The sequence below is a fragment of the Salinimicrobium sp. CAU 1759 genome (assembly GCF_054482715.1).
Genome location: NZ_JBTLRK010000001.1, coordinates 1,726,762 through 1,748,120, shown reverse-complemented (window position 1 = coordinate 1,748,120; position 21,359 = coordinate 1,726,762). Strand labels below are relative to the sequence as shown.

The window sequence follows — 21,359 nt, the reverse complement described above, 5'->3', positions numbered from 1 at the left end:
TTTTAAAAGTTAAGTAGAAAAGGAGTTGTCCTAAGGTAGTAACTATTTTTTATCCACAGGAATTTATATCGGCATTTCAAACAGCTGTAGATTCCCTTTTTTAGCTTTTTTTCTTTAGCTTCTGCTCTCTTTAAGACTTTCAAAAATGAGAAAAATTGCCTTCCTTTTTTTACTGCTTGTAATACAGCAGTCCTGCAAGTTATCGGACAAACCCACCCTAACGCCATCTACTTCTTCTGAACTTGGACTTATCGCAGAGCAGGCCATGGTAGTTTCTGCACGGGAAGAAGCCTCCAAAATAGGAGTTGAGATCCTTAGGCAGGGTGGAAATGCTTTTGATGCCATGATTGCTACCGAAATGGCCCTGGCAGTTGTATATCCATACGCAGGGAACCTTGGCGGTGGAGGCTTTATGGTCTATCGACTACAGGATGGAAAAACAGGCGCTTTAGATTACCGGGAAAAAGCTCCTGTAAAAGCGCATCGCAACATGTTCCTTGACAGCCTGGGAGAACCAGACCGGGAAAAAAGCTGGTTTGGCGGATTATCAGTAGGAGTGCCAGGAACTGTAGCCGGGATTTTTGCTGTCCACGAGAAATTTGGCAGTATGCCCATAGAAGAAATTCTTGCTCCTGTTATTGCATTGGCCAGGCAGGGGTTTGTGGTGACCACAAAACAGGCAGCCTCTCTCCAAAGACACCGGGAGGAGATCATCAGGTACAATAATGATAAAGTACTTTTTGCGCTTAAGCACCAGCCGGGAGATACCATTAAGAACCTGGCTCTTGCCAAAACCCTTAGCCGGTTAGCAGTAAAAGGCCGCGAAGAATTCTACAGCGGCGAAACAGCCGGGAAATTAGTCGCTTTCCTGCAACAGAACGGCAGTATCATAACTCTGGAAGATCTTACCACTTATGAGGCACAATGGCGGGAGCCTATAGAATTTGAGTATGACAATTTGAACATTATTTCCATGTCACCTCCTTCCAGCGGTGGGATCGTGTTGGGACAGATCATGAAAATGATAGAACCTTTTACGCTGGACAGGTACGGGCACAATTCGGTCAAAGCTATCCAGGTGATCACCGAAGCCGAAAGAAGAGCCTATGCAGATCGAAGTTATTTTCTTGGAGATCCAGATTTTGTAGGGATCCCTGTAGAAACTCTCCTGAGTGATGAATATCTTGAGGCTCGCATGAGTAATTTCAGCTTTGAATACGCTACCCCTTCCTCCCTGATTAGCTACGGCAGCATTCCGGGCTACGAAAGCATGGAAACCACCCACTACTCTATTGTAGATCCTCAGGGTAATGCAGTTTCTGTTACCACCACGTTGAATGGTGCTTATGGCTCAAAGCTTTATGCTGAAGAACTAGGTTTTTTCCTGAACAACGAAATGGATGACTTTAGCGCCAAACCGGGAGTGCCTAATATGTTTGGATTGATAGGAGCTGAAGCTAATGCCATTGAACCAGGAAAGCGAATGCTGAGTTCCATGACTCCCACTATTGTAGAAAAAGAAGGAGAGCTTTGGATGGTGCTCGGATCTCCCGGGGGGTCAACGATCATTACTTCAGTATTACAGACCATCCTTAATGTAGCCGAATACGAAATGGGAATGCAGCAGGCGGTGAACGCTCCCCGCTTTCACCATCAATGGCTTCCCGATGAAGTGAGATTCGAACCCAATTCCTTTAATGATGAAACTCTAAATGCTCTAAGAAAAAAGAATTACAATATCACAGTTGGAGAATCCACCATTCTGGGTAAAGTGGATGCTATTCTTGTACTTCCCAATGGAAAACTCGAAGCAGGAGCCGATCCTCGTGGTGACGATGCTGCGGCAGGATTTTAAATGGTGAGGGACCGTCAGTTCTGGCATTTTCATTTTGAGCGACAGCAAAAAAAGAAAATGTATCGAAAACAAAGGCAATACCTCAATCTCATTTAAAGGTTGAGGTAAAAAAATTGATAAAGAGAATATTATATTATCAAAAAAAACTTTATTTGTTAGAGAAACCGCCAGTGATGAAGAAGTACAATATCTTATTGGTCTGCCTTTCAGGATTTCTGATATTGCTCAATTTCTTTCTGTTGTGGCAATATGGACCTGAAGTTCATCGCTGGGGCAGGGTAATAAGCACCCTTACATTTTTAATACTTTTTCTCAAACATTTCCACCCAAAGAAGATCTTGTTATTAGGGGCATTAGTTCTGCTTATCATTGCCGATGCATTTGCTCTGGAATATCATCAAGCTCTGTCACAGCAGGCTTTCTTTGCTTTACAATCCCTGGCCTATCTCTTCCTTGTTTTTCACATAAGTAAATATCTGGTAAAGCAAAAACTGAAACCTTACCAGATCGGTTACACCGCAATTGTGATCTTTTTAAACTGTTCGTTTATAGTAATTCTGGGAGATTTACTCGCCGAAGAAGTTAAAGATCAAATGGTACAAAACCTCTTCTACGTCTATGGAATTGCTACGATCTTCTTCATAAGTGGAGGTATCCTGTACTATGACAGGTTTCCTAACGATCTCTCTGCTTCTTTCCTTATTGCAGTTGCAGGATTTGTAGTCTCCAACCTCATGGGCTTTCCCGCACATTTTATGGAATTTGGGGAATTCTATTACCTTGACCGAATGTTCTATGTTCTAGGTACAGCCGGACTTGTCTCTTACAGCTATTACGCCGGCAAGGCACTTTCCTCGGTCTCTGGAAATACATCTCCGGAATATCTTGAGGATCTTCAGAGGAGAACTTTTACAAGGGAAGTGCTTGATGAACAGATGGAAGAGCAAGATTATCTTTAGAAAAATCATACCCGAAAATGCACTTTTTGAAAGGTGATATTCCGGCATTATATTTCTATTTCTAATAAGTCTTTGTAATTTCATGGCAATCTAGAACGTAAAAAAATGTCTACATCAGCTAAACAAGATGAGCGTATCGCAAACCTGACCTTTGCCTCTGTCTATCCGCACTACCTTTCAAAAGTTGAGAACAAAGGCAGAACCAGGGAAGAGCTTGATAAGGTGATAGAATGGCTAACCGGGTTTGATAAAGACCAAATTCAACAACTGGTGCAGGAAAAGGTGACCTTTGCAAGCTTTTTTCAGTTGGCTTCACTAAACCCTGACTCATCTCTTATCACCGGAGTAATTTGTGGATACCGGGTAGAGGAAATTGAAAATCCTTTGACCAGGCAGGTTCGATATCTTGATAAGCTCGTTGACGAATTGGCTAGAGGGAAAAAGATGGAAAAGATCCTTAGGGGTTCTTGAAAAAAAGTCTACCAAAAATGCCCTTTTTGGCAACTGTAATTCTACGAATGTCAATTTACGAAATACTCTTATCTTGCTTGCCCTAACTAACAAGTACATATGGCCTCAGGATTTTTTGCTCTGCTGGATGATATTGCAGCTTTAATGGATGATGTGGCGGTGATGGGAAAGGTCGCCGGAAAGAAAACAGCAGGAATTCTGGGCGATGATCTTGCCGTCAACGCCGAAAAAGCTTCAGGATTCATGTCTTCCCGGGAGATCCCGGTGCTCTGGGCCATTACTAAGGGCTCATTCTTAAACAAGCTTATCATTCTCCCTCTGGCATTCCTGTTAAGCGCTTTTCTTCCTGCAGCGGTCACTGTCATCCTTATTCTCGGCGGACTTTATTTAGCCTACGAGGGAGCAGAAAAGATCTACGAATTTTTTTTCCCCCACGCACATGCGCAAAAAACACCAGAACTAAAAGAAGTTACCGAAGAAGAAGCATTAAGACTGGAAAAAGAAAAAATTAAATCGGCCATTGTGACCGACTTTATTTTATCTGTTGAGATCGTGATCATTGCTTTAGGCACGGTTACACAAGAAACCTTGCTCATCCAGATCCTGGTAGTTTCACTTATTGCTTTAGTCGCTACAGTGGGCGTTTACGGACTGGTCGCCCTAATCGTAAGAATGGACGAGTTCGGCGCAAAACTGATCAATCTCAATGAAGAGAAAAACAGTATTTCCGATAAGATTGGTCAATTCCTCATAAGTGCCTTACCAAAGGTGGTAAAAGGTCTTTCTATCATTGGAACCTTAGCCCTGCTCCTGGTTTCGGGTGGAATTTTTGTTCACAACATACACATCTTCCACGACCTGTTTCAAGGCATTCCTTCTATTATAGTAGAATTCCTAACCGGACTGGTTGTAGGTTTTCTGGTGCTGTTGATCATCAAGCTTGCAAGCAAGTTGTGGAAAAAGATAAAGGGTTAAAATAGACCCGGGCAATATGATCTCTTAATCCATTGCGCCTTTTCCCTCTACAATTTATGATGCGGCGGGATGAGGGATCTCTGTGATCCGTGTCAAATGATCCCCCGACCTCTGCCGCAACGAATGCAGATTAAATTTTAATGCTGTAGGACTATAAACTGGTTAGGAAGGGTCTGGTAATTCAAAAAATTATTTCAGCTTTCAGAAGAAGCCTTTATTTTTCTAATTCAACAAAATTACGATTCATCCTGTTTTTCCAACAACTCGGTCTAAAAAAATTCAGCTTGCGTGGGTTCTCCCTCATCTTTGGTAAAAATTATTAAGATGAAGATCCCGGCATTATTCTTATTCCTGTTTTACCTCACAAGTTTTCAGGCGCAGCACCAGGTCACCGGAACGGTGAAAACCAAGTCTGGGAACCCTGTCATGGGTGCCAATGTATATCTTGAGGGCACTTATGACGGTGCAACTACAGATGAACATGGTAATTTTTTATTTCAAAGTTCTGCCACAGGGGTGCAAACCCTGGTGGTTTCTTTTATTTCCTTTGAAACCTTTCGAAAGAAAATGGAGGTCACACAAATGCAGGACCTGCAGGTGGTGCTGCGTGAGGACGTTACTTCTTTGGGAGCCGTGGTGCTGAGTGCAGGAACCTTTTCGGCCGGTGACAACTCAAAATTAAATGTCTTAAAGCCCCTCGACGTGGTAACTACAGCAGGAGTAGCAGGAGATTTTATCGCGGCACTTCAAACCCTTCCCGGCACACAGAACGTAGGAGAAGACGGCCGAATGTTTGTGAGAGGCGGTACAGCCGATGAAACCGCAGTTTATATTGACGGCTTACAGGTATTTCAGCCTTACACTGCTTCGGCTAACAACCTCCCTTCCCGGGGGCGCTATTCTCCTTTCCTGTTCGACGGCATCACCTTTTCTACCGGTGGCTATTCCGCAGAATACGGGCAGGCGCTTTCGAGCGTACTGCTTCTAAATACCATTAATGAGCCCGATCAAACTGAGACTAATATTTCATTGATGACCGTAGGCGCCGGACTTGGACATACTCAGAAATGGGAAAATTCATCGTTCTCGCTCAACACCAGTTACATCAACCTGGCTCCTTATCTAGAGCTAATTCCCAACAATGAGCAGGCAAATTTTACTCGACCTTTTCAAAACCTGGGAGGGGAGTTAATTTTTAGAAGGCATTTCAAAAATGGTATTTTCAAATGGTATACAGCTTACGAAGCTACAAATTTTGAGGTCCTGCAGCCCGATATCGACCGGACAGATCCTGTTCGTTTTGATCTGCGAAACAGGAATTTCTATTCCAATATGTCTTACCGCGGAAGGATTGGAAAAGGCTGGAGTTTTAATCCCGGGATCAGCTTTTCAAAAAGTAATAATGATATTAAGATCGATGCTGCTGAAGTAGAGAACTCTGAACTTGCTGCAAACCTTAAATTAAAAATGAGCAAACACTTTAGTAACCGCTTCAAATTGCATTTTGGAGCCGAGAGTGTGTTGCGAAATTTTTCCGAAGTATACCAAGATCCCGTAGTTAAAGCTGAAACACTTCAAGTTTCTCCCGACTTGTTTGCGGCCTTTACAGAAGGTGATCTCATCTTCAGCAAAAGTTTTGCGATGAAACTTGGCTTAAGAGGTACGTATTTGGACCTGCAAGAAGAACTGCACCTTGCACCACGTGCATCTATGGCTCTAAAAGCGGGTGATCATGGGCAGTTTTCTTTTGCCTGGGGAGAATTCCTTCAGCAGGTACCGGTAAATGCTTTAAAATATGATGCTGCTCTCAAACCTGAAGCTGCAACTCATTACATCTTAAATTACCAGTGGACGAAACCCGGCTACACTTTTAGAGCAGAAACTTATTACAAGCAGTACGATGAACTGCTCAAATACGATACAGAGATTCCGGCATATAATTCCATTTTCAGCAACCGGGGAGATGGCTTTGCCCGCGGGATCGATCTGTTTTTCAGAGATAATGAGAGTTTGAATAATATAGAGTACTGGGTCTCTTACAGCTTTATAGATTCTGAACGTAATTTTAGAAATTATCCCAAAGCTGCAACTCCCCAATTCATAGCCGATCATTCGGCCAGCCTGGTCACAAAATACTGGATCGACAGCTGGCAGAGTCAGATAGGTTTCACCTTGAATTTTTCCTCCGGAAGACCATACGAAAACCCGAATACCCCAGGGTTCCTGAATGAAAAAACCCGGAGTTACAACAGCCTCAGCTTCAATTGGGCATACCTCTTAAGTCGGCAGAAGATCCTGTACTTTTCCGTTTCTAATGTCCTTGGAAGAAGGAACGTCTTCAATTATGACTACGCAAACACTCCCGGTGAAAATGACATTTTTGAGAGGCGGGCTATTGCACCTGCGGCCGATAGATTCTTCTTCGTAGGATTCTTCTGGACCATAAGCAGTGATAAGAGCAGGAATCAATTGGACGACCTATAGTCGCCTGGTTCACAGTTCATCCTTTAATTTCTACAGTTCAGAAAGTAAAAATTCCAAACCTGCACGATTGTAGGCACCTTTGAACTATAATCTTAAACAAATAAAGACATGAAAGCGATTATCCACACCATCATTATGAGCCTCTTTACATTCATTGCCGCTCATTCTCAATCCCAGTTTGACTCCGGTATGGAACAAGCCTTTGAACTATGGCAGCAAGGGGAATCGACCCAGGCCGCCAATCTTTTTGAGCGAATAGGTCGTGCCGAAGAAGAAGAATGGTTGCCACTCTATTATGCAGCGCAGATCAAGATTGTTGAAAGTTTTGAAATGAGTGATCGCGCACAAAAAGAACAACAGCTGGAGGTAGCACAGGAACTGCTTAACGATGCAAAAACGCTGGCCGGGAATGATAATGTTGAACTAAAGGTCTTGCAGGCAATGTTACACACCTCCTATATCACTCTTGATCCTTCCAGTTACGGAATGAAGCTCTCCCCTGTCATCACGAACATTTATGCCACTGCTGCTTCCCAGGCACCAAAGAATCCGCGGGTGGCGCTTTCCAGGGCCGAGTGGAACATGGGTTCGGCTAGATTCTTTGGAGAAGATCCTGTGAAATTCTGTCCAGATCTTGAAGCAGCTCTCCTGTTATTTGAAGCCGAAGAACCTGCTGAAAACTTTGCTCCCCGCTGGGGAAAAGACCGGACAGAGATGTTGATCGCACAGACTTGTAGTAATAAAAGCAATGAATAAATGGCCTTTTTGGCAAGTATTGACAACAAAGTCTTTAAATAATCGAAAAAGAAACAGAAATTAGCACAAAACCGGGCCAATGAGAATTTTTCTAAAAATATTAAAGATATCTGTTATCATCTGTGTCGCGGTGATGAGTCTCAATTTACTGTTTGGAGGTTTAAGTCTTGAGGCAATAGCAGAACTTAAAACCTGGAGCATCTATTTCTTTTACTGCTTTGTGCTCACCCTGGTTAATGCCATGTATTTTACATTTTTTGAAAGAAAGATAGGTTGGGAAAATGCTACTTTAAAGAGGGTTCTTTTGGCCGCAGCGGGATCTGTCATTCTTACCCTGGCTGCCTATTTCTTTTGCCGCCTGGTAGATGAGACCCTTTTTCAGGGAAATGACCTGCAGGAATTCCTTGAGAATGAACGGGCACAATATTACCTTTTTCCCCTCCTGTTCACAGCTGTTGTATCTCTCGTATTTCACCTCATCTATTTCTATAAGGCCCTGCAGGAAAAAAAGGTTACCGAACAAAAGATCATAGCGGGAACTGCTTCGGCTAAGTTTGAAAGCCTAAAGAACCAGATCGATCCACATTTTTTGTTCAACAGTCTTAATGTGCTAACGTCGTTAATAGATGAGAATCCCGAAAAGGCTCAGAAATTTACTACTTCCCTTTCGAAGATCTACCGCTATGTGCTGGAACAAAAAGACAAAGAGTTGGTAAGCCTGGAAGAGGAACTGTCTTTTGCGGTCACGTATATGAACCTCTTAAAAATGAGGTTTGAGAACAGCCTTTATTATGAGGTGCCCGAAGAATTAAAACTTTCAGAAGCTAAAGTGGTACCGCTTTCCTTGCAACTCCTGCTTGAAAACACGGTAAAACATAATGTTCTAAGTGAAGCGCGACCACTACACATCAAGATCTATGAAGAGCATGGTTATCTCGTGGTAGAGAATAATTTTCAGAAGAAGGAAGTTTTAGGAAACAGGAATGGGGTAGGTCTTCAAAATATAGTGGAACGTTATGGACTTGTAACCCACCGGAAAGTCTTGATCGATAAAGACCCTAAAATATTTGCAGTTAAACTGCCAATATTAACCAAACAGATTACAGCTAGGAATACTGAACAGATTCAGGAAAACAACTCGTATTACCGGGCAACACAAAGAGTAAAGGAGCTTAAAGAATTTTATGGGCATCTAATCTCCTATTGTTTAATTATTCCTCTTTTGATTTTTATTAATTATCGCACCTATTGGGAATTCCAGTGGTTCTGGTTTCCTATGTTAGGATGGGGCCTGGGGCTCACTTTTCACGGGGTTTCAGTTTTTGGATACGGTTCCCGATGGGAAGAAAAGAAGATCAAGGAGATAATGGAAAAAGAACAACAAAAAAGTAAGTCATGGAATTAAATGAACCAAATTTTAACCAAAGTGTTGAGTACAAGCGGGCAGTTAAAAAAGTAAAGGCTCTAAAAGGTTTTTACGGGCACCTTTCAGTTTACCTCATTATCAATCTTTTCCTACTCTTTTTTTACACAAGAGAAGAAGGATTTCTGGAAGGACTACAGGATCTTTCGAACTACTTTACTGCTTTCTTCTGGGGGATTGGCCTATTAGCCCATGCTGCCGGGGTTTTCATGCCAAACATCCTTTTTGGAAGAGAATGGGAGGAGCGAAAGATTAAAGAGCTAATGGAAAAAGAAAAACGCAACCGCTGGGAATAAAGCAACTAAGATGATACAGACCGTAATTGTAGAAGATGAAAAACCTGCAGCTCGCCGACTGCAACGCATGCTGGAAAAACTGAATGTGCAGGTGATCGCTACCCTAAGTTCTGTCGAGGAGGCCACCAATTGGTTCCTGCAACACGAGCATCCCGAATTGATATTTTTGGATATTCAGCTAAGTGACGGTCTTTCTTTTGAGATCTTTGAGAATGTAGATATAGGCTGTTGCATCATCTTTACCACGGCCTATGATGAATACGCCCTGCAGGCATTCAAGCTCAATAGCATTGATTATCTTTTGAAACCAATTGATGATGAGGAGCTGGAAGCAGCTATAGAAAAATTCAGGAAGACCCGTCACTCCTCCCCTGCAGCAATCGACCTTAAGAACCTCAAAAACCTGCTTAACCTTCCCACTTCAAATTACCGGAAACGCTTCAGCATTCAGGTGGGTCAGCATTTGAAGCTCATTAATTCTGAAGAGATAAGTTGTTTTTATTCAGAAAATAAAGGCACCTACCTCCAAACCACAGAAAATCGCAGTTACCTGCTGGAAAGCAGCCTGGATAAGCTGGAGCAGGAGTTGGATCCTGAAAAGTTCTTCAGGGTAAGCCGAAAATTCATCATCAGGATGAAGGATATAAGCGACATCATCACCTATTCAAATCAACGGTTGGAGGTGCGCCTTCAGCATTACAACGACCAACAGATCATCGTGAGCCGGGAACGGGTAAAAGATTTTAAGGAATGGCTTGAGTAGCTACAGAATATGTTGATAAAAAGTAATTTCTAAATAAAATTATCTAACGACTCCCGAATGTCTACCCCTCCCAGCCGGGGAAGGTACCTTTGTATTTTCGGCCAATGGGAATCTCTGTTTTTCCTAATTCTACATGATAATTTGTATAAGCTGTGACTTTTTGAACAGAAATAATGAAGGACCGGTGGATTCTTAAAAACATCTTCTTTGGAAGCATGAATTCCACAGAATTGATGGTTTGTTTTGCCCTTAATTCAGAATCATTAAGCCGGTGAATTACGATATAATCCTTAAAGCTTTCAATAAAGGTGATACTCTCCAGAGGCACCCTAACAGTCTTTCTATCTGTTCGAAAACTTAGATAATCATTTAAGCATCCTCTACCCTCGAGAGAAGCATTTATGCTTACACTGTAAAACCTGCTAATGGATTTTAAAAAGCGTTCAAAGGAGAAGGGCTTGATGAGATAATCTACTGCTCCGAGCTCAAAGGCCTCTGCAGCAAAGTTAGGATGCGCCGTTGTAAAAATGATCTTTGGAGAAGGTTGTAATATTCTAGCCAGATCTGTTCCTATTAATTTCGGCATTTCCACATCCAGGAAGAGCAGGTCGGGTCTTATATTATTCACAGTGTCTATCGCCTGTAGTGCATTACCGCAGTCTCCTGCCATTTCAATTTGTGGAACACATTGAAGGTAATGGGCCAACACCTTTCGAGCAATGGGATCATCATCCACAATTAAAGCCTTATAATGCATAGCCAGATGATTTTAAATGCAATTTAATACCAGATGGTTAGACATGAAATGACTCAATTGCACTTTCCCCCTACTCAAATATAGATCCAAAAAACTAAATAAAATATTAACAAAAAACCGTAAGATCCTAAAAATCATACAAATGTGATATACAGGATAGATGATCATCATAAGATGACTAAAGTCCAATTTCGTCCTGTCAAAAGTAAAAACCCTTGCTTTTAGCAAAAACATTGCAAAAAAGGGTTTTTGGTCTTCAGAAGCTATCCTTACATCTGCTCATAAAATTGTGAGCAGGTATTTAGTTTAATTTTAATTAAACCAATAAAAAATACTGTTATGAAAAAGTCACTATTCTATCATTGTACCATTCTACTTTTTGTAGGGTCAGTGATTTCATCCTGTTCCCAGGAAGAGCCCGAAGTTCTTTCTGGAGTAAATACTGGTGAGGCTAGTTTAATTTCCCATAGTCAAAGTGAAAAGTTAAATGTTTTTAAAGGTCCGCAGGTGCAATATGGCTCAGGTAAAGCGAGATCCTGGATAAGCATTGATGCTGAAGGCAAACCTGTAGAACTTGCGCTGGTATTCACTCATGAAGTATTTGACGATTTGGATATACTGCCAACAGATAACTCTACAACTGTTTTACCCCTCCACAAAAAAGCCAAAGAAGTTACTCCTTTTGAGCACCTTGGAGTCAACTGGTCCCATCACGGCCACTTACCGGTGTTCCTTGTCCCGCACTTTGATCTTCATTTTTACATGATCACAAACGAGGAGCGATTAGCCATTCCCGAATACTCTGTAGAAACAGATGCTTTGTTCAACCTTTACCCGCCTGAAGGATACATGCCATCAAATTATTTCACTCCACCGGGACAGGGTTCTGTATATCCCCAAATGGGCAAACATTGGTTGCCTTTGAATTTAGCAGATTACCTGCCGTTTTCAGAGATCATGGTGCTGGGCACCTATAATGGCGAATTTACGTTCATTGAACCTATGGTAACGGTAGATTATCTGTTATCCGGTCCTAATTTTAGTGCCAGCTTTTCCCAACCGGAATACTTTCAGGAATCTACATACTATCCTACTGTCTATAATATTTATGAAGATGCAAAAACCGGCGATATTGTAGTTAGCCTCAGTGATTTTGTATACAGGTAGAACTTCATGGAAACATTTGAAGATACAGACATAGCAACTCCTCAAAAATGACATTTTCAAGGCCTCTCTTGGGGCTACGTTAAAAGAGAAAAGCACCTTCTTCATACGGAGGTGCTTTTCCCTCATTTAAAAAAGACTGTAATTATTAAGCCACAGTTTCAGCTTCCTCTTCTGTAGATGGTACTTTTTCAACCGGCTCTTCTTCTTCCCCGCTAAAGTATGGGAATACATCTAAGATTGGAGATTCGGTAATTGATGGAATGGTGTAATCTCCCATGGTATTTGCCATGGCTGTCGTGGTGTTCTCGAAAGCCTCCTTGACATCATTCGCCTGTACCAGCATGTACATGTTGGTCTTTTTTTCCTTTCCGCTTTCCTCGTCTAGAGCTATAAGTGATATTTTGGATTTAAACCATCGATCGGAATTCTCAAAAGGGTGAACTTCAGAAAAATTCGCCACTTTAATATTCATGATCCTAAACTCTTCGCTCGTATAGGCAGTCATTTCTTCGCTTATCCTTGCCTCAGCTTCAGTATAAGAAACCGCATCAAGAAGATACGTATCTGTAGTTACTTTCTGCTCTCCGGTCTCGTGTGTTTTTCTGTATTTCACCTTACATTCATACCAAGTAACGCTCATAATTAAATTTTTTAGGGAGCCAAAAATAGGATTTCCTAAAGGCCTTCAGGAAAAAATAGCCGCAGAGATATTCACAATTTTCTCTTCGGAAAATTATGCTTTACGGAACCATCTGAAACCCAAAAAAGTATCAGGAATGTCTAGCAGTATTTTAAAATTTAAAAATTTGATGCTAATTTCTTTTATCGTAATATTGCAATGAACAATCATTAATACTTGTTGAATATAAAAACTTAGTGCCATGAAACACCAACAGCAATTAAAAGATTCGGTTAAAGAGCGCTATTCTAAAATAGCGGGGCAGGGAAAAGCAGAGAATGCTGCATCCTGCTGCGGAGCGACTACACCTTCCAACAAAATATATAATATCATGATGGACGATTATACCGGAACAAGTGGCTATGTAGAGGATGCCGATTTGGGTCTGGGATGTGGCCTTCCCACTGCATTTGCAGGAATACAACCGGGCGACACTGTTATTGACCTTGGATCGGGTGCAGGTAATGACTGCTTTGTAGCCCGTCATGAAACTGGTGCAGAGGGGAAGGTCATTGGAATTGATTTTACTCCTGAAATGATAAAAAAAGCACGTGAAAATGCTGAAAAGTTGGGTCTGAATAATGTTGAATTTCGGGAAGGAGATATTGACGATATGCCGGTGAGCGACAATAGTGCCAATGTGATCGTAAGCAATTGTGTGCTGAACCTGGTTCGCGATAAGCAGAAGGTCTTTAAAGAGACCTACAGAGTTCTAAAACCCGGTGGTCATTTCAGTATTTCCGATATTGTACTGGTGGGCGAATTACCCGAGGCCTTACGCGAAGATGCTGAAATGTATGCAGGTTGTGTGGCCGGTGCCATTCAAAAAAAGGATTATCTGCAGTACATTAAAGATGCAGGTTTTACGGGTCTACAACTTCAAAAGGAGAAATCTATTACTATTCCCGACGATATCCTGGAGAAATATCTTTCACCTAAAGAAATCTCTGATTTCAATAAAGGCGAAACCGGTATCTTCAGCATCACTGTCTATGCAGAGAAACCGGGGGCTCAAATGGCTAAGCCAAAGCTAAAAATGTCTGAGCTTCAAAACAACGATGCCTGCTGTTCGCCCGATTCGGGATGTTGTTAATGCTCCTTGCCCTAAGTCCAGCTCTCTTTTCATAATTAAACTTGTTATAAATTTACAATTACAAGTCTAAAGGAGTAATTCTTTTGAAGCGGGAGCGGAAAAATAAATTGTATCGAGAACAGAGGAGTGAACCTGTGCCGTCATTCTCGCTACTAATCAATCCTGCTACCGCAGTTTCAATTCACCCGGTTCTCGATACAAATCTGTCCCTGCTGTCGCAGGTCCAGATTCACTGGAACTGACAACGCATTGGGCACAAAAAAAGCAGGCAAAAAATTGCCTGCTTTTTTTGTCATTTTTGGAACCTGAGTTATAGCTTCTTCAAACCTCTGGTTTCAGATTTATTTGCCTCCATAATGCTGATCGCATAACCACCACCCGGTGCCGACCATTGGGAAAGTTTGGAGTCACTATTCACCACCACTTTCCTGATCTTATACGCCTGGGGATTATCCCTGTAATGCGCATCTTTAGCATCTGAATAGATCGTTGCAATATAGGTTTTATCCTCATCCAGAAAATCAAAAGAGATCTTTGATGTTCTTGGTGTCTCCCCGTTTACATTACCTACAAACCAATCATTAGTGCCTTTTTCTTTACGTGCAATAGTGATATAATCTCCCGGTTCGGCTTCGAGGTAGACACTTTTTTCCCAATCCATTCCAACATCCTTAATGAACTGGAAAGCATCCATAAAACGCTCGTAGTTCTCAGGAAAATCGGCGGCCATTTGTAATGGAGAGTACATGGTGACATACAATGCCAGCTGGTTAGCAAGAGTACTGTTCACCCACGAATCGTTATCTGGATTTGCTTTACTAATGTCCATTTCAAAGATACCCGGCGTATAATCCATAGGTCCTCCAATTAGCCTGGTAAAAGGCAGGACAGTCACGTGGTTTGGCTTGGAACCTCCAAAAGCCTGATATTCTGTCCCCCTTGCCGATTCGTTAGCAATAAGGTTTGGCCAGGTACGGGCAATCCCTGTAGGTCTTACTGCTTCATGCGCGTTTACCATGATCTCATAGTCTGCCGCCTTTTCAATGGCGTACTGGTAGTGATCCACCAGCCACTGACTGTAGTGGTTCTCTCCTCTTGGCAAAATATCACCCACATATCCACTCTTTACAGCATTGTAACCGTGATCCTTCATGAACTGATACGCAGAATCCAGGTGACGCTCATAATTCCTAACTGAAGAAGAAGTTTCATGATGCATTACCATTTCCACACCTTTGCTTTTGGCGTAGTCTCTTATCTCTTCCAGATCAAAATCGGGATAAGGAGTCATAAAATCAAAAACATAGTCTTTAGAATTCCCAAACCAATCCTCCCATCCAATGTTCCAGCCTTCCACTAGAACGCCGTCAAAACCATGCTCTGCAGCAAAGTCTATGTAGCGTTTCACGTTTTCTGTAGTTGCGCCATGGGTATCATTTGGAGTGGCGTTCTCATAATCTGTTTCGCCAAGTTTTACCGCAGGAAAATCGTTCGTGTAATGCCAGGAGCTTTTGCCGGTGATCATCTCCCACCATACTCCCACATATTTCATGGGCTTTATCCAGGAAGTGTTATCAATAGCCACGGGATCATTCAGGTTGTAGGTCATTCGGGAAGCAAGAATGTCACGCGCATCATCACTAACAATAATCGTTCTCCAGGGAGTTTTTCCGGGGGCGATCATATATGCCTTATTTCCGGTAACATCGGGAGTGAGCCATGATGTGAAGACCATGTTCTCATCGTCCAGCTCCAGGTGCATGGCTGAATAATCAAGTAGTGCAGCCTCGTGCAGGTTGATGTACAGGCCGTCATCTGTTTTTAGCAGAAGGGATGTTTGCACGCCGGTATCCGAAAATGAGGTTTGAGAGAGATTATCTGTTATTGAGGTTTCCATCAATCCTCTAATTTCTGAAAGTCTTGACTCAATATAATCGTATTCCTGGGTGTCGTAATCTCCCGGGATCCAAAAAGCCGTATGGTCACCTGTCATGGCAAACTCAGTTCTTTCATCTTCAACAATGAAATGTCCAAGATTTTGTTGCTGCGGAAATTCATACCTAAAACCGAGCCCGTCATTGAAAACCCTGAATCGTATGATCATTTCACGACTTGTTGGCTTTTGGTTAAGTACAACAGCGAGCTCATTGTACTGATTCTGAATCTTGCTTTCTTCTCCCCAAACCGGTTCCCAGGTTTCATCAAAACCTGACTCTTCGCGCTCAATTACTTCAAAATTGTGAAGCAGCGAGTGCTCATCATTCTTTAGTCTAAGCCCCAGTTTACTGGTTTTGACCACAGGTCTTCCTTTATAGGATAGACTATAAGCCGGAGTTCCATCCTCCAGCAGTTCAAAATGCATTTGCACTTCCCCATTGGGAGATGCTACTTTTTGAGCCAGGGCCAATGATGTAAAAGTGAACCACAGGCAAACAATTATCAATAGATTCTTCATCTTCATTTCTGAAAAATTTTAATTAAGGACACAAATATAAGCTTCTTGAAAGGATGTTCAGCAAAACAAAAAAGCAGGATTCCCTCCTGCTTTTTTGTTTAAGCCTGTCAAATACCTACTGAAGCTTTTCAGGAAAAAACTGAAGTAGTTTCGGATTAAAGTTAAGCATTACCCACGCCCAGTTCTGGGTAGCATCCTTGTCCCCTCCCTTCAGGGCTTCTAAAGATTCTGTACCAAACATCTGAGAGTACCCAAAGCCTACCGTGAAATCTTTCCGAACTTTATAAAGTCCTACCAGGTCTATTTCTGTGCCTAAAAATTGGTCACGTCCTTCCCCCACTTCAGCTGCCGACGAAAAGAAATGAGGAGCTATAGAAAACTCTGTTTTTGGAGATTTCCAGGAAAACTTTCCGTAGATATCGAGGAGTCCGACATCATTTTGATGGTTCCCCACGTAGAAGTAATCCATTAATCCATTGTAAGCATGATTTGTTCCGAAGAGTGGCGTAAATGAAAAAATTCTTTCTGAGTCCTCATCCCTGTCAGTACCTGAAAAATACTCTCCTCCTATGCCCAATGTCCAGGTAGTGCTCAATTTATAATTGAGATTCAAGCCGGAGTACCAGGCCGCCACTTTTCTGTCATTTCGCTCTCCCGTTTGACCGTAGGCAGCCACATTTCCAAAAAGATCACCAGAATTAAAGTTGTGAAAAGCACCATATGTCTGCAAATAATCTATTTCAGGTGAGGCACCATTCAGAAAAATGTTCATAGCCAGTATTTAAAAGGAGGAAGCTAAAGCCAACATTATTTACATCAAAATGATACCAGGCAAACTGCATGTTTTTGTATGAATTGATATTATAAGGTACTCTGGTCAACGTTTCAGCCGATGCATTGTAGGCTGCACCTAAATCGAGCCTGTGATCAAGTGCCGGCAACCAGGTAAAAAGGGCAGCATCATGACTTTGGCCCTGTTGTGCCCAATCGAGTCCTCCAAGGATCCTTTGATTATCATAGGATAAAACCTGCCTTCCAACCCGAAGCATAAGTTCCGGACTCACCTGGTATTGCGCAAAAGCTTCAAAGACCGAAACCGCATTATTATCTTCAAGCCTTGTGGTGGGAGAATTCCCCCAAACTCCAACACTTTGAAGAGAGAATCGTAGTTGCAGATCATTATCACCGTATCCCATAGAAAGCCTGGAACGTTGTGATATAAAGGAAGCAGATTCCTGATTTTCTGTCAATAGGGTTTTAAAACCGTTTCTAAATTCATAGCGGGGTCTTATTTGCAGGTCGGCTTCAAATTTTTGGGCTGTAGAAGAAAGGGATACAATAAACGCTAAAGCAAGCAGTAGAGAACGTTTCATAGAGATTAAAGATTTTACAGTGCAAAAAAAGATAAAATTGTCCATGTTGTTTATGATTTTGCTCAGGTTCAGCAAAGACTATTTAATACAGAGGATTAATTTTTTTATACATTTGGCGCAACAATTGCCCCTCAAAAATGACAAGAAATCAGCTCCTTTTTTTTGCCCTTGTTTTCAGCAGTTTCCTAAGCTATAGCCAGGAGATAGACACAGATAAATTGTACCTGCAGGCGCTGCAGGAATATCGTGAAGGAAAATATGAGGAGACATTAAATCTTACCACAAAGGGACTTGAGGTCGCTCCCGGTTATCACGACATTAGGATCTTACAGGCGCGAACACTTTTTGCCCTGCAAAGATTTGAAGAAGCCGGGCAAGACATTGATCTGCTACTATCTACAGCACCAGCTTATGAAGGTGTCCAAACCATTGCGATGCAGCGCCTATATCAGCTGAAAGGAAGTGAAGGCATGGGGTATGTCGAAAGTTTATTAAAAATTTATGGCCCCGATCCAGATCTGAACATAAGAAAGGCCAGGTTGCTCCTGGAAAGCGGTGAAAAAAATAAAGCCCGTGAGCTGGCATCAAAGACCTATAGCACAGGACAGCTTAATGACGGACAGCGCTATACACTTCAGCAGCTCATCAACCTCACAGTTAGTAATGCAGTGCAGGTTACAGGGCAGTATATTTCCTTTAGCGACAACTACTCGCGCAACGACTCCTGGTATGGCTTAAGTGCTGAATATCAACATAACTTCAGCAGGTTTGCTCTTATTGGTCGTGCAACCTATTCCGACCGCTCATATAATAACGGCAGCCTTTATGAAGTTGAAGCTTATCCCATTTTTTCTGAAAAGGTGTACGCTTTTGCCAATATCGGAATTTCAGAAGGAAAGATCTTCCCCGATTACAGGGCCAGTGCTTCAGTTTTTTTCAACTTCGCCTCTTCCTTTGAGGCTGAAGCCGGGTTTAGAAGTCTTTTTTATAATGACAACAGCTATTTCACTGGAATTGCAGGACTAACAGCCTATACAGGAAGCTTCTACCTCAACGCCCGGGCATTTGTAGGTCCGCAGCGTCATGAACAGCTGGTTCAGAATTACCAGTTCAATGTGCGTTACTATTTAAGCACTCCCGAAAATTACATTTTTGGAAGGATAGGTAGCGGGATCTCCCCAGATGAACCTACCCTCTACACAAGGGCGCAGGAGAATCCCACTCTGGAAGCTTTATATTTTAATGTTGGGATTTCTAAAACTTTTGGGCTTCATCACGTGGTCTCCCTTAGCGGCGGTGCATTGTCTGAAGACCTGCCAAACAATGAGACCGGCACCCAATTCACTACCGGACTGAGTTACCGCTATAAGTTCTAAGAAGCTGAGGTTTCCGCACTAAAACCTTTCCTGGTCATATTCCCCCAACCCGATTTTATTCCGAAGAGTTTTTTATAGAGACCTTTTAACTGTCCAAACACAAGAATCGGGTGAAAAAGGAAAGGCTCAAGGTAAGCAGCAAGCAATAATTCTGAAATCTCTTTTGCAGAGGAATAATGCCGGAAGTTCATGATGTAAAAGAAAACTGCAACCGATGAAAAGATGCATCCAAGCAAATAGACAGCAGTAAATAGTAGGATCGCCGAAGGCCAATCTATCAAACCATAATACCCGAAGACCATCATAAATATTATTCCCAGGAATTCTATTATTGGCGCTCCAAATTCAAAGAAGCACCAGTAAGGAAAAAAGATCATTCCCATTTTTCCAAACTTGGGGTTCATAAAGAGATATTTATGAAGCTTCAGCGTCTCCCAAAGTCCCCTGGCCCAACGGTCTCTTTGTTTGACAAAAATATTATAGGAGTGAGGCACTTCGGTCCAGCACAGGGTTTCCGGAATATAGACCACCTTATATTTTTTCTTCAGCTTTTCCATGTGCACTCGTAGTCTTATACAAAGCTCGAGGTCCTCACCTACTGTTTTCGTATTAAAACCTCCTACCTCCAAAAGTCGGGTACGCGGATACATTCCAAATGCGCCGGAAACAAGCATCAACCCATTGACTTCCCCCCAACCCATGCGGCCAATGAGGAAAGCCCTTATATATTCTACCACCTGCGTAGTGGTCAAAAGATCTTTTGGCACCCGTAATTTCTTTAAGATCCCTTCCCTGATTTCGGAATCGTTGGCCACACCAATGGCCCCACCACATGCAATGATCTCTTTATCACCTTCCTCAAGATAAGGTCGCACCATCTTAAGTATTGCGTCCTGTTCTACTATACAATCGGCGTCTGTACAAAGCACCAATTCTGTCGTAGCGAAATTAATTCCGCAGTTTATTGCATCACTACGGCCACCGTTGTTCTTATCTATGATAGTAAGATGCTTGTATTGTACTTCTGTACTTTTATAAACAGCTCTCACCATTGCGGTGGGAATAGGCTGGACCATAAAAGTCGAATCTATTGGCTTCAGCTTGTATTCCTCAATGAGCAACTGCATGGAATTGTCTTTGCTGCCGTCATTGACAACAATAAGCTCATAAAAAGGATATTGGATAGAAAGCAGGGATTTGACATTTTCGACTATGGTAAGGCCTTCATTGAAAGCAGGTGCAACCAGGGTTACCGAAGGGATATCTGTAGCACTCACGATATCTTTCACCTCCAGGAATCTCGCTCTGCGCTTGTTTTGCTTTACAGCTCTTGCCGAAAGAATAACCCCAAGAAAGTAAATGGTTAGAAGGAGGGCTCCATAGACAAAGAATATCCAGCTGATCTTTACATAGATGCCTTGTAAAAACTCGGTCATATCACCTCTTTTAGAGTGTACTGGCTGTAGTAGAATTCACGCACCAGTTCTTCATGACCATTCCTCCAAAGCACTTCGGCAGCACTTAGCTCCAGAATATCATTTCCTGTTTGCAGGACCTTGTTATAAAACTCCAGGTCGGGTTGAGGAGATATACGCGCTACATATTTTAAGAGCTGTACCTGCTGTTCTGTATTTGTGATTTTAAAAAGCTTGTTCTTTACTTCCTTAAGTTGTTCCTGCGTAAGTTGGAATGAGCTAAGGCAGTAGATCGCGGTTTCCCGGCGATCAAAACTTTCGTGGTCAAGAAAGTCTATAATATAATCTACTTCTGTAAAAAGATTGAACTTCCTTATGATCCGCATGAGTAACTCCTGGGCATATGGTCTTTGGGTCCCGTAGGTTTTTTTCAGGTACTTGATCTGTGCATCGGGATAATGAGCAAAAAGTTTTTCCACGATCTTGATCTGTTGCCATAAAGTCATATCTCTTTTGAGATAGGGAAGAAACCGGAGGCTCTCCCAACCCAGAAAGACCACCATGGCGATCTGCGCTTCCCGTCTCACAAAGATATTAGGATTGTTTCGTTCCCGGGTGATTTCCTTGATGTGCTGGACCTGTTCCATTTCATAGATCTCCCTTATCCCTCTCGCTTTTATGTACCATTTCCTGCTATTTAGTTTTGATAAAGAGGCACCATAGGGAGGTATTTGCCTAAAGAGAAGGCGTAATTTATTGTAATTTGTTCCTAACATTGATCTTTGAGCCCTGATCATTAAATCAATGAGATACTGAATGTTACCCTTTTTTGAGGGCTTTGCCCCAACTGCCTGCAGTGCACGTTGCACGTTCAAATAATGATATTCCCCGCCATTAGGAGGGTAGAGAAATTTTGCTATCTCCCGCGCAAAGGTCCTTTCGATTTTTTCTAACTGACTTTTCCGGATCTTTCTATAAGCAAGGCTGAAGCCAATGATAAACCAGATCATTATAAGAATGCAGATCAAGAACTGAATAAGTAGAAGTAATTTTTCCTCCATA

General features: G+C 42.2%; 19 protein-coding genes. 12 read left to right on the top strand and 7 right to left on the bottom strand.

What is annotated here, in order from left to right:
• The first annotated feature begins 145 nt into the window (after window positions 1-145).
• The 9 genes from ggt to ACXYMT_RS07835 all read left to right on the top strand — a co-directional run bounded on the left by ggt (window position 146) and on the right by ACXYMT_RS07835 (window position 9,982).
• Window positions 146-1,855 carry a gamma-glutamyltransferase gene (gene ggt, locus ACXYMT_RS07875; protein WP_459058532.1) on the top strand — a complete coding sequence of 570 codons (1,710 nt, stop codon included), beginning with the start codon at window positions 146-148 and terminating at the stop codon, window positions 1,853-1,855.
• A gap of 173 nt (window positions 1,856-2,028) precedes the next feature.
• Window positions 2,029-2,814 carry a hypothetical protein gene (locus tag ACXYMT_RS07870; RefSeq protein ID WP_459058531.1) on the top strand — a complete coding sequence of 262 codons (786 nt, stop codon included), beginning with the start codon at window positions 2,029-2,031 and terminating at the stop codon, window positions 2,812-2,814.
• A 105-nt stretch (window positions 2,815-2,919) separates the two neighbouring features.
• A complete protein-coding gene (locus tag ACXYMT_RS07865) occupies window positions 2,920-3,285 on the top strand; it encodes a DUF2200 domain-containing protein (protein ID WP_459058530.1) in 366 nt (121 codons plus the stop codon).
• A 99-nt stretch (window positions 3,286-3,384) separates the two neighbouring features.
• Window positions 3,385-4,260, top strand: a complete 876-nt coding sequence (locus tag ACXYMT_RS07860) for a DUF808 domain-containing protein (protein WP_459058529.1) — start codon at window positions 3,385-3,387, stop codon at window positions 4,258-4,260.
• A 324-nt stretch (window positions 4,261-4,584) separates the two neighbouring features.
• Window positions 4,585-6,744 carry a TonB-dependent receptor gene (locus ACXYMT_RS07855; protein ID WP_459058528.1) on the top strand — a complete coding sequence of 720 codons (2,160 nt, stop codon included), beginning with the start codon at window positions 4,585-4,587 and terminating at the stop codon, window positions 6,742-6,744.
• Window positions 6,745-6,852: 108 nt separating this feature from the next.
• Window positions 6,853-7,500, top strand: a complete 648-nt coding sequence (locus ACXYMT_RS07850; RefSeq protein ID WP_459058527.1) for a hypothetical protein — start codon at window positions 6,853-6,855, stop codon at window positions 7,498-7,500.
• Window positions 7,501-7,579: 79 nt separating this feature from the next.
• Complete coding sequence (locus ACXYMT_RS07845) at window positions 7,580-8,905, top strand: 2TM domain-containing protein (protein WP_459058526.1); 1,326 nt, start codon at window positions 7,580-7,582, stop codon at window positions 8,903-8,905.
• A complete protein-coding gene (locus ACXYMT_RS07840) occupies window positions 8,896-9,219 on the top strand; it encodes a 2TM domain-containing protein (protein WP_459058525.1) in 324 nt (107 codons plus the stop codon). Before ACXYMT_RS07845 ends, ACXYMT_RS07840 begins: the two co-directional genes overlap by 10 nt.
• Before the next feature lie 13 nt (window positions 9,220-9,232).
• A complete protein-coding gene (locus tag ACXYMT_RS07835) occupies window positions 9,233-9,982 on the top strand; it encodes a LytR/AlgR family response regulator transcription factor (RefSeq protein WP_459059161.1) in 750 nt (249 codons plus the stop codon).
• Window positions 9,983-10,043: 61 nt separating this feature from the next.
• On the opposite strand, the gene ACXYMT_RS07830 is transcribed toward ACXYMT_RS07835, so the two are convergent.
• Window positions 10,044-10,739, bottom strand: a complete 696-nt coding sequence (locus ACXYMT_RS07830) for a LytR/AlgR family response regulator transcription factor (protein WP_459058524.1) — start codon at window positions 10,737-10,739, stop codon at window positions 10,044-10,046.
• Window positions 10,740-11,078: 339 nt separating this feature from the next.
• Between ACXYMT_RS07830 and ACXYMT_RS07825 the strand changes: the two genes are divergently transcribed.
• A complete protein-coding gene (locus ACXYMT_RS07825) occupies window positions 11,079-11,906 on the top strand; it encodes a hypothetical protein (RefSeq protein WP_459058523.1) in 828 nt (275 codons plus the stop codon).
• A 145-nt stretch (window positions 11,907-12,051) separates the two neighbouring features.
• Here the strand turns inward: ACXYMT_RS07825 and ACXYMT_RS07820 are convergent, their stop codons facing one another.
• Window positions 12,052-12,546, bottom strand: a complete 495-nt coding sequence (locus ACXYMT_RS07820; protein WP_459058522.1) for a DUF4494 domain-containing protein — start codon at window positions 12,544-12,546, stop codon at window positions 12,052-12,054.
• Between the two features lie 241 nt (window positions 12,547-12,787).
• Between ACXYMT_RS07820 and ACXYMT_RS07815 the strand changes: the two genes are divergently transcribed.
• Window positions 12,788-13,678, top strand: a complete 891-nt coding sequence (locus ACXYMT_RS07815) for an arsenite methyltransferase (RefSeq protein ID WP_459058521.1) — start codon at window positions 12,788-12,790, stop codon at window positions 13,676-13,678.
• Between the two features lie 310 nt (window positions 13,679-13,988).
• Here ACXYMT_RS07815 and ACXYMT_RS07810 read toward each other — a convergent pair whose 3' ends face one another.
• The 3 genes from ACXYMT_RS07810 to ACXYMT_RS07800 all read right to left on the bottom strand — a co-directional run bounded on the left by ACXYMT_RS07810 (window position 13,989) and on the right by ACXYMT_RS07800 (window position 17,506).
• Window positions 13,989-16,133: a glycoside hydrolase family 97 protein gene (locus tag ACXYMT_RS07810; protein WP_459059160.1), complete on the bottom strand. Its 2,145-nt coding sequence runs from the start codon at window positions 16,131-16,133 to the stop codon at window positions 13,989-13,991.
• A gap of 115 nt (window positions 16,134-16,248) precedes the next feature.
• A complete protein-coding gene (locus ACXYMT_RS07805) occupies window positions 16,249-16,905 on the bottom strand; it encodes an alginate export family protein (protein WP_459058520.1) in 657 nt (218 codons plus the stop codon).
• Window positions 16,874-17,506 carry an alginate export family protein gene (locus ACXYMT_RS07800; RefSeq protein ID WP_459058519.1) on the bottom strand — a complete coding sequence of 211 codons (633 nt, stop codon included), beginning with the start codon at window positions 17,504-17,506 and terminating at the stop codon, window positions 16,874-16,876. Before ACXYMT_RS07800 ends, ACXYMT_RS07805 begins: the two co-directional genes overlap by 32 nt.
• Before the next feature lie 137 nt (window positions 17,507-17,643).
• Between ACXYMT_RS07800 and ACXYMT_RS07795 the strand changes: the two genes are divergently transcribed.
• The gene (locus ACXYMT_RS07795; protein WP_459058518.1) at window positions 17,644-18,882 is read left to right on the top strand and encodes a YaiO family outer membrane beta-barrel protein; all 1,239 of its coding nucleotides are present in this window, start codon (window positions 17,644-17,646) and stop codon (window positions 18,880-18,882) included.
• Here the strand turns inward: ACXYMT_RS07795 and ACXYMT_RS07790 are convergent.
• Together ACXYMT_RS07790 and ACXYMT_RS07785 are read right to left on the bottom strand one after the other, a co-directional pair.
• Entirely contained in the window at window positions 18,879-20,318 is a 1,440-nt protein-coding gene (locus tag ACXYMT_RS07790) for a glycosyltransferase family 2 protein (RefSeq protein ID WP_459058517.1), read from the bottom strand. The two genes, ACXYMT_RS07795 and ACXYMT_RS07790, sit on opposite strands and share 4 nt — an antisense overlap.
• Window positions 20,315-21,358 carry a hypothetical protein gene (locus ACXYMT_RS07785; protein ID WP_459058516.1) on the bottom strand — a complete coding sequence of 348 codons (1,044 nt, stop codon included), beginning with the start codon at window positions 21,356-21,358 and terminating at the stop codon, window positions 20,315-20,317. The genes ACXYMT_RS07790 and ACXYMT_RS07785 overlap by 4 nt, the downstream gene beginning before the upstream one ends.
• Between the last annotated feature and the right edge of the window lies 1 nt (window position 21,359).

Excerpts from the sequence above, each read along its gene's own strand:
- ACXYMT_RS07800 (WP_459058519.1), bottom strand. The coding sequence starts at position 17,506 with ATGAAACGTTCTCTACTGCTTGCTTTAGCGTTTATTGTATCCCTTTCT.
- ACXYMT_RS07820 (WP_459058522.1), bottom strand. The coding sequence starts at position 12,546 with ATGAGCGTTACTTGGTATGAATGTAAGGTGAAATACAGAAAAACACAC.
- ACXYMT_RS07870 (WP_459058531.1), top strand. The coding sequence starts at position 2,029 with ATGAAGAAGTACAATATCTTATTGGTCTGCCTTTCAGGATTTCTGATA.
- ACXYMT_RS07845 (WP_459058526.1), top strand. The coding sequence starts at position 7,580 with ATGAGAATTTTTCTAAAAATATTAAAGATATCTGTTATCATCTGTGTC.
- ACXYMT_RS07860 (WP_459058529.1), top strand. The coding sequence starts at position 3,385 with ATGGCCTCAGGATTTTTTGCTCTGCTGGATGATATTGCAGCTTTAATG.
- ACXYMT_RS07805 (WP_459058520.1), bottom strand. The coding sequence starts at position 16,905 with ATGAACATTTTTCTGAATGGTGCCTCACCTGAAATAGATTATTTGCAG.
- ACXYMT_RS07850 (WP_459058527.1), top strand. The coding sequence starts at position 6,853 with ATGAAAGCGATTATCCACACCATCATTATGAGCCTCTTTACATTCATT.
- ACXYMT_RS07830 (WP_459058524.1), bottom strand. The coding sequence starts at position 10,739 with ATGCATTATAAGGCTTTAATTGTGGATGATGATCCCATTGCTCGAAAG.
- ACXYMT_RS07825 (WP_459058523.1), top strand. The coding sequence starts at position 11,079 with ATGAAAAAGTCACTATTCTATCATTGTACCATTCTACTTTTTGTAGGG.
- ACXYMT_RS07795 (WP_459058518.1), top strand. The coding sequence starts at position 17,644 with ATGACAAGAAATCAGCTCCTTTTTTTTGCCCTTGTTTTCAGCAGTTTC.
- ACXYMT_RS07840 (WP_459058525.1), top strand. The coding sequence starts at position 8,896 with ATGGAATTAAATGAACCAAATTTTAACCAAAGTGTTGAGTACAAGCGG.
- ACXYMT_RS07785 (WP_459058516.1), bottom strand. The coding sequence starts at position 21,358 with ATGGAGGAAAAATTACTTCTACTTATTCAGTTCTTGATCTGCATTCTT.
- ACXYMT_RS07790 (WP_459058517.1), bottom strand. The coding sequence starts at position 20,318 with ATGACCGAGTTTTTACAAGGCATCTATGTAAAGATCAGCTGGATATTC.
- ggt (WP_459058532.1), top strand. The coding sequence starts at position 146 with ATGAGAAAAATTGCCTTCCTTTTTTTACTGCTTGTAATACAGCAGTCC.
- ACXYMT_RS07815 (WP_459058521.1), top strand. The coding sequence starts at position 12,788 with ATGAAACACCAACAGCAATTAAAAGATTCGGTTAAAGAGCGCTATTCT.
- ACXYMT_RS07865 (WP_459058530.1), top strand. The coding sequence starts at position 2,920 with ATGTCTACATCAGCTAAACAAGATGAGCGTATCGCAAACCTGACCTTT.
- ACXYMT_RS07855 (WP_459058528.1), top strand. The coding sequence starts at position 4,585 with ATGAAGATCCCGGCATTATTCTTATTCCTGTTTTACCTCACAAGTTTT.
- ACXYMT_RS07810 (WP_459059160.1), bottom strand. The coding sequence starts at position 16,133 with ATGAAGAATCTATTGATAATTGTTTGCCTGTGGTTCACTTTTACATCA.